Source organism: Trichocoleus sp. AS-A1 (genome assembly GCF_039962015.1).
Classification (GTDB): domain Bacteria; phylum Cyanobacteriota; class Cyanobacteriia; order Cyanobacteriales; family FACHB-T130; genus FACHB-T130.
Window position 1 is genome coordinate 129,782 of the sequence record NZ_JAMPKG010000011.1, and the last position, 12,911, is coordinate 142,692.

Consider the following 12,911-nt stretch of genomic DNA (forward strand, 5'->3'; position numbering starts at 1 on the left):
TTATTCACCCTCGATCGCCAAGGCGATTTTACCTGTAATCGATCCGGCTTCTAACAGTTGGTGGGCGGCGGCTGCGGCTTCTAGGGGGAAAGTTTTAGCCAGATGAATTTTCAGCGAACCTTCATCAATCCAGGTTGCACACTGTTCTAAAATTTCTGCGTGATGCTGTTGAGCTTCCAGAAGTCCTTGCAATGCAGGGGTTAGCATCAATTCAAAGCTAATCCGGAGATTGCGCGATCGCGCAATCTTCCAATTATAGTAAGCGGGGTCTGGCTCCAAAATCGTCACCAAATCGCTATAAACCCGCACGGCGGGGAACGTTTTATAGAAGGTTTCCCCGCCTACCGTATCAAAGGCTAAGTCTACGCCCTCTCCTCCGGTCCAATCTAGAACCGCCTGTACAAAGTCAGTTTGCTGATAAAAAATTACCTCATCGGCACCTAATTCGCGGACAAAATCAGCCTTGTCCTGAGAACTAACCGTAGTACAAACTTCCGCACCTTTCAGCTTCGCCAGTTGAATGGCGACGTGACCGACACCGCCAGCACCCGCGTGAATCAGCACCCGTTCCTTGGGTTCTAGTCGCCCCCGTTCAAATAAGGCTTCCCAAGCGGTAATCAGAACTAGAGGGGCAGCAGCGGCTTCTGCAAAGCTTATAGAGGTGGGTTTCTTGGCAACAAATCGCTCATCGACAACCGCCATTTGAGCATAATTTCCCAGCTTTGCCCCCAATCCACCCGCACAGAAATACACTTCGTCGCCAACCTTAAACCGCTGGACGCCAGAACCGACTGCTTCCACGACTCCCGCCCCATCACAGCCTAAAATAGCGGGCATTTGGTCTGGGTAGAAGGTGCCCCGCTGCCGCAACTTGGTGTCAATCGGGTTGATTCCCGCTGCCCGAAGACGGACAAGGATTTCTGTGTCTTGTTCAATCGTCGGGTTTGGGACTTCCTGAAGTTGCAAGACTTCCGGTGCGCCAGATGCTGTCATCAAAACTGCTTTCATCAGGTCGTTCTTGTTGCTAAGCCAAGGGTCTTTTATTGAGAACTCTACCGCAAGTCTGGGTTCCTAGCGTCACATTGCGATCGCATCTTTTACCAGAAATTTTGCATCATAGTTAAAGTAGCCCTTGCAACATTTCTTTGCAAAAGGTTGCCGCCAGTAAGGTGAAAGCGTGGAGGGAGCGCGGTGATGGACGAAGCCCCAAAAAAGATAGAAGTTAATGAATTAGATGAATTAGATGAAACCTGGGACGGTGACGAAGAATCCTCCGACGACGGCTGGAAGCGGAGCCGCAAAAAAAGAGGTCTGTCTGGTTGGAAGGGTGTGGCACTTGGCGTAGGGATAGGCATCGCCCTCACCGCAGGCGGAATGAAACTGCTTTCACAGCCTAAGACTGCGAAGAAGCCAGATGCCACGCAACAGGCAGCACCACCCAGTCAAAGTGTCACCGCAACTGTCGCCCAATCCGCCGTGGTTGCCCGCACTCTGACAACCAGCGGCACAGTAGAAGCCCGCGAACTCATCCCCGTTTTGTCCCAGACAACCGGCTTACAAATCCAGAGAGTTCTGGTGGACGAGGGACAAACCGTGGAAGCTGGACAGGTAATGGCAGTTCTGGATAATTCCGTCCTACAAGCGCAACTCGATCGGGGAAAGGCACAGCTAGAATCGAGCCAAGCTGCTGTCCGGCAAAGACAAGCTGCTTTAGCGCAAAGCCGAGCCACCCTTGCAGAAGCCCAACGGAACCTCCAGCGTTATCAGCAACTGGCTCAGGCAGGCGCGATTAGTCGTCAAGAGCTAGATGCTCGCGCCACCACTGCCGCAACCGCTAGAGAAGAGGTTCGCCTTGCCCAAGCGAATATCAATAGTGCCGAAGCCGAGGTCAGGAGCAGTGCGGCAAATCTGCAACAACTGCAAACTCAGCTAGGGCAAACCCAGGTTCGCGCTCCGGCTAGCGGCATTGTTACCAGACCAAAAGTAGATGATGAAATTCAGCAAATAGCCCGGATTGGGGATGTCACTTCTGGCAGTAAACCGCTCTTTTCCATCATCCGCAACGGACAACTGGAACTGGAGGCACAACTTCCTGCTATCCAACTGCCGCAAGTAAAAATTGGGGCACCCGCCACGATCACCTCGGATAACGATAGCCGCATTCGCTTGCAGGGGCGAGTCAGAGAAATTGCGCCCCTCGTGAACGCGCAAAGGCGTGAAGCAACCGTCACGATTGATCTGCCCCAACCTTCAAGTGGGGAAAGCTTGTCTTTACGACCGGGGATGTTTGCCCGTGCCGCAATTACGACTACTACCACGACCGGGGTAACGGTACCTGCCAAGGCGATACTCCCTCAGCCGGATGGTAGTGCCATTGTATTCCTGCTATCGGGTGAAGACACGGTTCAAGCTCGGAAGGTAGAACTAGGAGAAGTGGCGAGCGGGGACACAAGGGAGATTAAGAGCGGGTTAAAACCAGGCGATCGCGTCGTCGTTGCCGGTGCCGGGTATCTCAAAGAAGGCGACAAAGTTCGAGTCATCAATAGTCAATAGCCAATGGCTAATCGCGAAGGAAAATCAGCGATTAGCCACGAGCAATCAGCAATCTTTTAATCTTTTAATTCGCCTTTTATGAACATTTCCGGCTGGTCAATTCGCAAACCCGTCCCTACCCTGGTCTTATTTTTGATTTTGACCGTGGTAGGTTGGTTTTCTTTTACAGGTTTGGGCATTGATATCAACCCAAATATCGATCTACCAACAGTTTCGATTACCGTCACCCAGGCAGGGGCGGGACCAGCGGAACTAGAATCTCAGGTGACGAAACCGATTGAAGATGCTGTCGCGGGTCTGGGAAATATAGACCAATTAAATTCAACAGTTAACGACGGCGTCTCTACCACCGTCGTTAATTTTGTATTGGGGACAGATAGCGATCGCGCGACGAATGATGTCCGCAATGCGGTCGCCCAAATTCGCCAAAGTTTACCCGCAGACATCAACGAACCGATCGTGCAACGGCTGGAGTTCTCCGGTGGGCCGATTATGAACTACGCCGTCATTTCTAAGCAAAAATCGGTAGAAGAATTAAGTAATCTGGTTGACGAAACGATTAGCCGCGCCCTGCTGTCGGTAGAGGGAGTCGCTCAAATCAAGCGGGTTGGCGGTGTTGACCGCGAAATTCGCGTCAATCTCGATCCCGATCGTCTGAAAGCTCTGGGGATTACAGCGACTCAAGTCAACGACCAAATCCGCGCCCTCAACGTCAACTTACCCGGCGGACGAGCAGAGTTAGGGGGTAGCGAACAAAGCATTCGCACCTTAGGTAGTGCGCCGAATGTCCAGGCATTGCAAAACTATGAGATTATCCTTCCGGGCGGGGGTTCGGTGCCCTTATCCAGTCTGGGAGAGATCCGCGATGGTTCTTCCGACCCCCGGCAGGCGGCACTACTGAATAATCAGCCCGTGGTGTCTTTTTCCGTCTTGCGTAGCACTGGCAGCACTCTGGTGACGGTGGAAGAAGGGGTACGCCAGAAAGTAGAAGAACTGCAAAAAACCCTGGGGACGGATGTCCAGCTAAAACTCATCTTTACTCGCGCTGACTTTATCCGCGAATCCTACGAAGGCACGATTGATGACTTGATCCAAGCCTCCGGGCTGGCAGTGCTGACGATTATGATCTTTTTGCGGAACTGGCGTGCCACGTTGATTACTGCCGTGGCACTGCCGTTGTCGATGCTGCCCACCTTTGCCGTGCAATATTTGCTAGGTTACACCCTCAACAACATGACTTTGCTGGCATTGGCGCTGGCGGTGGGGAACTTGGTGGATGATGCCGTTGTTGAAATTGAGAATATGGATCGCCACATGGATATGGGCAAAACGCCCTTCCAAGCGGCTTTAGATTCTTCCGCGGAGGTGGGTTTGGCAGTGCTGGCGAGCGCGGCGACGATTATCGCGGTGTTTTTGCCAGTGGCGTTTATGGGTGGCATTCCGGGGCAGTTTTTCCAGCCGTTTGGGGTGACGGTTGCTGTCTCGACAATCTTCTCTACTCTGGTGGCGCGGACGATTACCCCGATGATGGGCGCTTATTTGCTCAAACCGAAGAAGACTTCACCCGCCAATCACGCACCCGGAAATGGGAACGGGAACGGCGCTAACAGCCGGAAAAAAAATCGATTTCAACCGTATCGCTTTGTGCTGAAGTGGGCTTTGCGGCATCGCCTGACAACGATGGCGATCGCTCTGGCATTTTTCCTGGGCAGTCTGGCGCTAGTCCCGTTTATTCCTAAAGGTTTATTTGATAACGGGGACATTGGTTTCTCGGAAGTTGCCGTGCAACTCCCTCCCGGTTCGACGCTGGAAGATACTAAAAAAGTTGTACAGCAGACAACTCGGTTAATTCAGCAAAGCCCAGCCGTTGAGAGTGTCTTGGCAACGACAGAAGTCAATACTGCCAATCTTTTTGTCAACCTGAAGCCGAAGGAACAACGAGAGGATCTTCCTCAGAAGGAGTTTGAGAAACAAATGCGCCAAGCGTTCTCCCAAGTGCCGGGAGCGCGGATTAGTTTCCAAAGCCAGGGAGCCGGAGGCACGAGCAAGGATTTATCCATTGTCCTCAAAAGTGAAAACCCTGAAGCTTTGAACTTGGCAGCGGATGCTCTGGAAAAGGAGATGAGAAGCGTTCCCGGTTTAGTGGAAGCAACCTCTACTGCCAGTTTGGTGAAACCAGAAATCCTGATTATTCCCGATGCGGCACGAGCGGCGGATTTGGGAGTGACAGTGCAAGCGATCGCGCGTACTGCATCCCTTGCCACCATTGGCGACAATGAAGCGAATCTGGCTAAGTTTAACCTCCCCGATCGGCAAATTCCGATTCGAGTCCAGATAAATCCCGATGCACGGCAGGATATCGACACCCTCAAAAATCTTCAGGTGCCCACTCAAAACGGGAATCTGGTTCCCTTACTGTCGGTGGCAGATATCCGCTTTGGCAGCGGTCCGGCGCAAATCGATCGGTTTAATCGCGCTCGTCAGGTCTCGGTACAAGCGAACTTACAGGGTCTTGCTCTAGGAGATGCGGTGCAAGCGGTGCAACAGCTACCTGCCCTCAAAAATCTGCCTCCCGGAGTCATGCAGGAATCGGCTGGGGATGCTGAGATTATGCAAGAGATTTTCGGTCGCTTTGGTTCGGCAATCGGACTGGCAATTATGTGTATCTATGCCATCCTGGTGCTGCTATACAATAATTTCCTCCATCCCTTGACGATTATGGTGGCGTTGCCTCTTTCTTTAGGCGGCGCACTGTTGGGTTTAATGATTGCCCAAGAAGCATTGGGGTTATATGCGCTAATTGGGATTGTCTTGCTGATGGGGATTGTGACGAAAAACTCCATCCTGCTGGTGGACTATACCTTGATTAACCAGGAGGAAGGCAAGTCGCAATATCAGGCGCTAATCGCCGCGGGGATGGATCGTCTGCGACCGATTTTGATGACTTCTCTAGCTACGATTGCGGGAACGATTCCCCTTGCATTGGGAATTGGTGCAGGGGCTGAAGTCCGCGCTCCAATGGGAATCGCGCTGATGGGCGGCTTCACGACTTCCACTCTGCTAACGCTGGTGGTGGTGCCAGTACTATTTACCTATGTGGACAACTTGCAGCGCTGGCTTGTGCAACTGCCGAAGCGCGGATTTGGCAGAAAACGGGGGCACAAAAATGGGGAGGTACGTAAAACAAAGTCACAGGAGAAGCGATCGCTTCCCACGACTCCCAACCCAGAACAAGATAAATTCCCAGTTGGTAAAAAGTAGTTAGAGTGCATTTCACAACTAAAACCCCGTAAGTATCAACCTACGGGGTTTTATTTTATAGAAGCGATCGCCCTTGTGTAGTGGAATGCGATCGCATCCTCTATCCAGTCAACTGTATAAACGTCATTTTCTAACAAAAGCTTGGATTTATCTTCACGTTTACCGTAAACATCAAGATGAATATACTTTAGCCATCACATCGTCTCGAACAGAGAACGCGGTAATCCAGACTGGCGGATAATTGACTGTAAAGTTCCAATGCGTAACTCCGCATAATTTGGAACAACAGCGGTAATCGTAGTTTCATCTGTTTGCCGTTGCATGATAATATGGCTACCGCTTTGCCGTACTTCCAAAAAGTCATTTTGCTCTAAGATTTGGCAAACCTCTCGCGCTGATAAAACTCGTAACTTACCCAACAGATACCTCTACCCTGGTAACAAAAACTTCCGTCCGCAAGCGATTTTGTACCTCTAGAGGATCGGCAACCTCAAAGAATAACTCTAATGCTTCAATTAAGTTATTTTTTGCTTGCTCGACTGTATCACCTTGGCTGGCAATATCCAATTCTGGACAAAGCGATACATATCCATCCCCTTCTCGTTCGATGATGGCAGTAAATTGTTGATTTTTTTTCATATTTACTTCTTTTTTGGATACTTTACCCATTACCTGTACATCTAGTTTAAAATGCGCGATCGCACTCTTCACCTTAAGAACGCGATCGCTACTGTAGTTGCGCTGAACCGAAGTAATCGGGCAGTTCTTCTAACGTCCATTTCAACAGCCTACAAAGTGCTTTTAAATCGCGAGGAGTAAGCTTTGGTTCATAAAGCCCTGTCTCCCAATTACTAACTGTCTGGACAGTCTTACCCAGAGCTAATGCAACGTCTCTCTGAGTTAAGCCTAATTCTTCTCTCCGCCGCTTCAGAGGAGACTCTCCATCGTATTCTTGCTGTTGTTGGTCTTTGGTCATGTACTATAAAAATGCTTATATAAAGATGCTTGACAAATAAATTCTAAGAGTGCTTATATAAGATAGATGCAGAAGCGAACGAAGTCACTCAAAAGCCACCATCTGGTTCAGTCGTCTTCAGAGCTTCACAAGATGCCTGCCCTAACTTTAGTTTCTTACATAACTGTCACGCGATCGCATGATCGCTATCTTTGGCTGGGTTTGTTAGCGACAGCCTTGTAAATATCCATTCAAAACCCATAACTAAGTAACTCGCAGCTATGACTGGGAGAGTTTTATGACGTATTACTCCAAACTACATCCGTGGTGCATCGTGCGATCGCTTCCGAATATGCGATCGCTGATTATCGCCCGTTTTCGTCGTCGCAGCGATGCCGAAGCGCAGTTGCAAATTCTGAAAGCGAATACTCCAAACGTTCTCTACTCCATCATTTTCAACACAACCCCAGAAACCAGCGACTCAAGAGTTAAACCTAGAGTGAATTGATTATGACAACGCTGTTTCGCCGGATTCAACCGCCAAAAACATTTCGCCTCACTGTTGTACTCTTGGCGAAATACTTGAAAATACCAGAATCCTTCATTGTGCGATTCGAGTGTTGGCAAAATGTACTTTTTGTACATCGCACAGATCGCGGCGGACAATTTGTGAGTTATCGTCAATTGCGACTCTGGTGGGATGCCATCGCGCTTTTATTTCAAACGTGCCACACCCCTACCGCACTGCAACAACTCGGACTTCAGATTAAAGAAGACAGTCAGAAATTCTCCGACTACTACCAAGAGATGATGGAAGACCTGCGCCAACTTTGGGTAAAACGCCGAGACTATCTGGGCAGCTTACCAGGAAAGGAAAGCGCCGCCTAAAGTCAGTAAAATAGTACCTGTGGAGAAGCGCGAGAGCGAAGCTTATCTAGCCTTACCGCAAAAGCGCGATCGCTATCCCACACCCAACGGCGTAAACTGCTCCGGACGGCTTCCAGCCAGAGACTTGCGGCGCGAGAAGGCACTGCGGGGTAGGACGCGCAACACTTCCTCAACCGTTGTGATACCATTTGTTACCTTTTCTGCGGCTGCCATACCGAAAGAGAAAAATTTGATTTCCCGTAGGTAGCGATTCAGCTGCGTCATCGTGCCGTCATAGATAATTTCGCGCACCGTATCATCAATATCCAACAACTCAACAATTGCCTCTCGCCCCAGATAACCAGAATTGAAACACTTGGCGCAGCCCTTACCCTTGCGCCAGGTGGTTGAATTTGCCTGACTTGGTTCCAAACTCAGTACCTGCAAATCCTTCTCCGTTGGCTTATAGGGTGCCGCACAGTGAGGACAGACTCGGCGCACCAAGCGCTGAGCCACAATTCCCAACAGAGCATCACTAATTAAGCCAGGATCTGGGCCAATATCTTTGATTCTGGGAATTGCACCGGGAGCATCGTTCGTGTGCAGCGTGGTAAAAACTAAGTGACCCGTTAGCGCCGCCCGAACTGCGGTTTCTGCGGTTTCGTGGTCGCGGATTTCTCCCACCATGATGATATCCGGGTCTTGGCGCAAAATTGATCTCAAGCCTGCCGCAAAGGTCATCCCCGCCGCTTCATTCACCTGGGTTTGGGTGATGCGGGGCAAAATGTACTCCACCGGATCTTCTACCGTCACCACATTGACGTGTTCCCTGGCGACGGATTGCAGACTGGTGTACAGCGTACTGGTTTTACCGCTCCCTGTCGGGCCGGTGAGGATTATCATCCCTTGGGGCTGTTCCAACCAGGTTTTGTAGGTTTCGAGGGTTGTGGGAGTGAAACCTAAGTTTTGGATTTTAGAAAAGGGGTTTTTGCGCGGGAGTAAGCGAATCACCGCTTTTTCCCCACCCACGCAGGGAAGAGTACTGACGCGCATATCCATTCCCAGTTCTAATTCTTCGCCAGAAGCATATTTCTCTCCAATGCGTCCATCTTGGGGGCGGCGGCTTTCGGCAATATCGATTTCAGACATGACTTTGAGGGCGACGATGACCTTGCGGCTGACATCGACTGGCAGAGTGGTAATGTCCCGCAAGACGCCATCAATGCGATAGCGGACTCTCAAGCCTTCTGGCGCGGGTTCCATGTGGATATCGCTGGCGCGGTTCCGCAATGCCCCCGAAATCAGGGTTTTGAGCCGTCCAATCTGGTCAACTGCTTTGGAGAGGTATAGCTCAGTTGTTTCACTGATGTTTTCTTGCTCTTGCTCACCCGTGAGGGGATTCACTAAGGGAGTCGAGGAAATGCGTTTGGGGTCTAGGTTTTGGGTGTGATACCAGGTGCGATAGCTCTTGTCCGCAATCGGGATAATTTTGATCTCGGTAAAGGTGCGATCGCTCAATTCTCTAATCGCCTCTACAGAAAGAGCCATCGGACTTCCCAGGTAGTAACAGTTTCGCCACAGCAGCAGCGGAACCACCGGAGGCAAAAACTTTCTATCTGGAAATTCCCGAAAAAATCGGTAACTGACTTCTCGATCCAACAGAGCTAAGTGGAGCGTTCCTTGCTCGTCTACCAGGAGTTTTAGCGCTTCTTCACAGTTAATTTCACGATTTTTCAGCCGTTGCCAAGCGGATGAAGCAGAAGGGGAGGTTTGCATTCTTGTTTCCAGCGAAAAATCAACAGCTGGGGGTTGAGACTACACCAGCCTAACTTAGGCGATCGCTCTGTGACATCAGAAGTGTACGTAAAACGGAGTCTAAGGCGAAGCGATCGCTCTGTAATGGAGGGAATGCGATCGCGAAAGCTCCAAAGCTCCAAACTTTGCCCTACACCATTTTTTTGCTGCCCAGAGTGAGAAAAGAAACCGCTAAGTAATAATAAAGGCAAGTATTGTAACAGCGAGTAGATAGCAATGGTAACTTCTATTATCTCAAAGGAATACTCACTAAAAGATTGGATGCTCAATCCCCCAGATAATACAGAGTGGGTGGATGGAGAATTGGTGGAGAAAAACGGAGTGACACTCAAGCATAGTCGGATTCAGTTAAAACTAGGCTCTTACTGGAGAATTTACAAAGACTCCAGCGGACAAGGGGGAGAAGTTTATACAGAGGTTCCTTGCCGCACTAATCAGCAGGGACGTTCTCCGGATGTTGCTTATCTGACAGCAGAACTAATTAACCAGTTTGGAGAACCTGCTGTATTTCCCAGGAGTTTCCCGCTAATTGCTGAGATTGTTTCGCCTACGGATATTGCTGAAGATGTAATTGCTAAATCTCAAGAATATTTACAATCTGGTGCTGAGGAAGTTTGGCTAGTGTTTCCTGATAATCTTTGGATTATTGTAGTGACTCAAAATCAACGACTTGTATTTATTTCTGGCGAAATTGCTAGCACTCAAGTTGTGCTACAAGGCTTTAGCGTGGCAGTCGATGAATTATTGGGGTGAGGTGTGGATTATTTAATTTTTAAAAGTCAAAAAACAAAAAGGGTGGGCACTGCCCACCCTTTTTAGAAGGTTAAATTAGAGGGTTAAAGATTGGGCATTGGTTTCAATCAATTTTGCCAAATCTTGCAGGAAAGCAGCGGCATCAGCACCGTAGATAATCCGGTGGTCGGCGGTAAGATTTACCTGCATCTGTCGGCGCACGCCCATCATCCCGTCTTCCGTGGCGACGACTTGAGGACGGGACGCTCCAATTGCTAAGATAGCCCCGGTTCCCGGCGGCAAGATGGCATCAAACTTGTCTACCCCATACATTCCCAAATTCGAGAGGGTAAATGTGCCAGAACTGTATTCTGCGGGTTGCAGTTGCTTGCTTCTGGAGCGTTCGACTAAATCTTTCCAAGTGCGAGATAAAGAGTAAATATCCTGTTGGTCGGCATTTTGCAGAACCGGGGTAATTAAGCCGCCGCCATCCATTGCCACAGCTACAGCAACGTTAATCGCACTGTGATAATGAATTCCTTGGTCTGAGAAGCTGGCATTCACCAAGGGATGTTTTTGCAAGGTTACGGCTACTGCTTTCGCAAGTAGCCCGGTCATGGTGACGCCCTTGGATTTAATCTGCTTGTAGAGCTTATCTAGATTATCCGTGGTGATAGTGTAACCGACGCGGAAGGTAGGCACTTGCAGACTGGCTACCATATTCCGCACCACGGCGTTTTGCAGCGTGTTGAGGGGGACGACGCTACCGGGAACGGCAACGGCGGGTGCGGTAGCTGCGGCGGCGGGTTTGACGGCGGGTGCAGGTGACGCGGGTGCGACGGGTGCTACTGGAGGGGGAGCCACGGGCGTCATTGTCGGTGTGGCAGTTGTACCGACGGGTTGTTTACCTTTATTCGCCAATGCTTCCACATCTTCTGCGACAATCCGACCGTGGGGACCACTGCCTTGCAAGGTACTCAAATCGACGCCCAGCTCTTTGGCTAACTTCCGGGCACGGGGGGAGACAATGCTGCGTCCATTGCGACGGGCGGCGGCTGGTGTCGTTTCTACAGGGACTGGGGCTGCGGTGGCTGGGGCTGCGGTAGGTTGGGCAGGAGCGGGAGCGGATTCGTTTACCGATGGCGTTGCGGGGGCAGAACCAGGAGCCTGTTGCTTGGCTGTTTCGATTTCGGCTTCGGTTTCGGCGACGAGCGCGATCGCAGCCCCGACCGGAGCTGCTTCACCGGCAGGTACGATAATGGTGGCGAGATATCCTTCGTAGAAGGACTCCACGTCCATATCAGCTTTGTCCGACTCGACAACCACCACGGTTTCGCCTTTTTCCACTTTGTCGCCGGGAGATTTGACCCAGGAGACAATTTTGCCTTCGGTCATGGTGGAACTAAGGGCGGGCATGAAAACTTCGTGAATCATGGGGTGTCTTCCGAATCGACAGTCTATATAAACAAGATTAAAGCCAGATTGAATTGTATCTTGACCGATGGTCATTACAACTATCCGACTCTACAACAGTCTATTGAGTTTGTATCCTTCAACGCCGAATTCTCCGGACGTTGGTGCTGCTGAATAGAATTGGATAGAGAAAACTAATTCAAACTCTCTATTATAACGATGTCTGGCAAGTTTAAATCCCTTGTGGTGTTAGTCGGTATGGCACTGGGCTTGAGTGCTTGCAGCATCAGCAACAGCACTCAATCAACTCCCACGCCTGCCAGCAGTCCAAGTGTTGAGCAATCCTCCCAACAGGTAAGCCAAAATGCACCTGTAGCAGAAGCTGAGCGAACTAAGTATAAACCGATACCGCTACAAGAGATTAAGTCCGCTAACTCTTTGAAGGGAACTGACCCCAAAGCGATCGCAATTGCTCACTTCGGTCAAACTGAATCCGAGGGGGGGACGCGGGAAGTTACGCTTGAGTATCCGCAACAAAATCTAGCGGTTGTAACGATTACCCAAACCGGCGTTGCAGATGATTCTGTCGGTGCTATCAGGCATCGTGTTGAATTAGTGCCGACCTCCCCATCAGCTCAAACACCCAAGGAATGGAAATTGGCATGGGCTGGTTCCCAAGTCAAGTGTCATGTGGGGCGAGGTCATCAAGATTGGTCAACTCAAAATTGTCAGTAGATGCCCCAATATCGACGAATGGCGAATGGCAATCTCCGAATTACCCATTCGCCATTCGCCATTAACCATTCGCATTAAATTTCCCCGCGAATTTCTTCTACAATTCCATCGCGCAGGAGAATTTCTACCTGCATTTTTTGAATCAGATTATCTCCCGGCTCTACTTTAAAGAAGCCTTCAATCTGACCGTGATTCACTTCGTCGTTGAGTTCTATCAGCTGCACTTGTTGCAACTGTTGCAGAAGTTGATTTTTCTGCTCAAGCAGTTCGCTTTTCTTTTGATTAACCTGGATTTGGATATTGTCAATTTGTTGCATCACTTGAGGGCCAGGGGGTTGCAGATTCTGCTTTTGAATTTCTGAGATTGCCCGCTGTCCTTGCATTTCAAGCTGTTGCAACTGAGAGTCAAGCTGGTTAATTTGCGCCTGGAGTTGCTGCTGTGCTTCCTCTTTCCAACGAGGAGTAACAACGGCCTTGATTGTAACGGGTCGCTTCAGCAGCAGGTGTGATTGAGAAACATCCATATCCGTTTTGCTTGGAAAAATTAAAGAGTAAAGGTTTGTAGGAAAGGCGCTCAGGG

15 protein-coding genes are annotated in these 12,911 nt (G+C 50.0%); 7 read left to right on the forward strand and 8 right to left on the reverse strand.

All coding sequences use genetic code 11. The annotated features are described in order from the left end of the window. A complete protein-coding gene (locus NC994_RS10890) occupies window positions 1–1,008 on the reverse strand; it encodes a zinc-dependent alcohol dehydrogenase family protein (RefSeq protein WP_190435239.1) in 1,008 nt (335 codons plus the stop codon). Window positions 1,009–1,194: 186 nt separating this feature from the next. On the opposite strand from NC994_RS10890, the gene NC994_RS10895 reads away from it, so the two are divergent. Then, window positions 1,195–2,553 (forward strand): efflux RND transporter periplasmic adaptor subunit, encoded by a 1,359-nt coding sequence (locus NC994_RS10895; protein ID WP_190435242.1) that lies wholly within the window; start codon window positions 1,195–1,197, stop codon window positions 2,551–2,553. Window positions 2,554–2,631: 78 nt separating this feature from the next. Beyond that, window positions 2,632–5,814 carry an efflux RND transporter permease subunit gene (locus tag NC994_RS10900; RefSeq protein ID WP_190435246.1) on the forward strand — a complete coding sequence of 1,061 codons (3,183 nt, stop codon included), beginning with the start codon at window positions 2,632–2,634 and terminating at the stop codon, window positions 5,812–5,814. 194 nt (window positions 5,815–6,008) lie between these two features. Here NC994_RS10900 and NC994_RS10905 read toward each other — a convergent pair whose 3' ends face one another. The 3 genes from NC994_RS10905 to NC994_RS10915 all read right to left on the reverse strand — a co-directional run bounded on the left by NC994_RS10905 (window position 6,009) and on the right by NC994_RS10915 (window position 6,790). Next, on the reverse strand, window positions 6,009–6,233 hold the full coding sequence (locus tag NC994_RS10905; RefSeq protein ID WP_190435249.1) for a type II toxin-antitoxin system HicA family toxin: 225 nt from the start codon (window positions 6,231–6,233) through the stop codon (window positions 6,009–6,011). Further along, complete coding sequence (locus NC994_RS10910; protein WP_190414607.1) at window positions 6,226–6,453, reverse strand: type II toxin-antitoxin system HicB family antitoxin; 228 nt, start codon at window positions 6,451–6,453, stop codon at window positions 6,226–6,228. Before NC994_RS10910 ends, NC994_RS10905 begins: the two co-directional genes overlap by 8 nt. A gap of 88 nt (window positions 6,454–6,541) precedes the next feature. Then, a complete protein-coding gene (locus tag NC994_RS10915) occupies window positions 6,542–6,790 on the reverse strand; it encodes a helix-turn-helix transcriptional regulator (protein WP_190435252.1) in 249 nt (82 codons plus the stop codon). Window positions 6,791–6,856: 66 nt separating this feature from the next. Here NC994_RS10915 and NC994_RS10920 point away from each other — a divergent pair, with 66 nt between their 5' ends. Genes NC994_RS10920 through NC994_RS10930 form a run of 3 tightly spaced genes read left to right on the forward strand, consistent with a single transcriptional unit; the run spans window position 6,857 to window position 7,657 of the window. Then, complete coding sequence (locus tag NC994_RS10920) at window positions 6,857–7,012, forward strand: hypothetical protein (RefSeq protein WP_190435255.1); 156 nt, start codon at window positions 6,857–6,859, stop codon at window positions 7,010–7,012. A gap of 55 nt (window positions 7,013–7,067) precedes the next feature. After that, window positions 7,068–7,277, forward strand: coding sequence for a hypothetical protein (locus NC994_RS10925; RefSeq protein ID WP_190435258.1), 210 nt, complete (start codon window positions 7,068–7,070; stop codon window positions 7,275–7,277). Window positions 7,278–7,279: 2 nt separating this feature from the next. Then, entirely contained in the window at window positions 7,280–7,657 is a 378-nt protein-coding gene (locus NC994_RS10930) for a hypothetical protein (RefSeq protein ID WP_199299586.1), read from the forward strand. Window positions 7,658–7,729: 72 nt separating this feature from the next. On the opposite strand, the gene NC994_RS10935 is transcribed toward NC994_RS10930, so the two are convergent. Further along, on the reverse strand, window positions 7,730–9,412 hold the full coding sequence (locus NC994_RS10935; RefSeq protein WP_190435261.1) for a GspE/PulE family protein: 1,683 nt from the start codon (window positions 9,410–9,412) through the stop codon (window positions 7,730–7,732). After that, complete coding sequence (locus NC994_RS10940; protein WP_190435362.1) at window positions 9,370–9,720, reverse strand: hypothetical protein; 351 nt, start codon at window positions 9,718–9,720, stop codon at window positions 9,370–9,372. Before NC994_RS10940 ends, NC994_RS10935 begins: the two co-directional genes overlap by 43 nt. On the opposite strand from NC994_RS10940, the gene NC994_RS10945 reads away from it, so the two are divergent. Then, window positions 9,713–10,204: a Uma2 family endonuclease gene (locus tag NC994_RS10945; protein ID WP_347276940.1), complete on the forward strand. Its 492-nt coding sequence runs from the start codon at window positions 9,713–9,715 to the stop codon at window positions 10,202–10,204. The two genes, NC994_RS10940 and NC994_RS10945, sit on opposite strands and share 8 nt — an antisense overlap. A gap of 75 nt (window positions 10,205–10,279) precedes the next feature. On the opposite strand, the gene NC994_RS10950 is transcribed toward NC994_RS10945, so the two are convergent. Continuing rightward, window positions 10,280–11,617 carry a dihydrolipoamide acetyltransferase family protein gene (locus NC994_RS10950; protein WP_190435266.1) on the reverse strand — a complete coding sequence of 446 codons (1,338 nt, stop codon included), beginning with the start codon at window positions 11,615–11,617 and terminating at the stop codon, window positions 10,280–10,282. Between the two features lie 198 nt (window positions 11,618–11,815). On the opposite strand from NC994_RS10950, the gene NC994_RS10955 reads away from it, so the two are divergent. Further along, entirely contained in the window at window positions 11,816–12,331 is a 516-nt protein-coding gene (locus NC994_RS10955) for a hypothetical protein (RefSeq protein WP_190414597.1), read from the forward strand. 74 nt (window positions 12,332–12,405) lie between these two features. Here NC994_RS10955 and NC994_RS10960 read toward each other — a convergent pair whose 3' ends face one another. Continuing rightward, entirely contained in the window at window positions 12,406–12,855 is a 450-nt protein-coding gene (locus NC994_RS10960) for a YlqD family protein (protein ID WP_190414598.1), read from the reverse strand. Window positions 12,856–12,911: the final 56 nt, after the last annotated feature.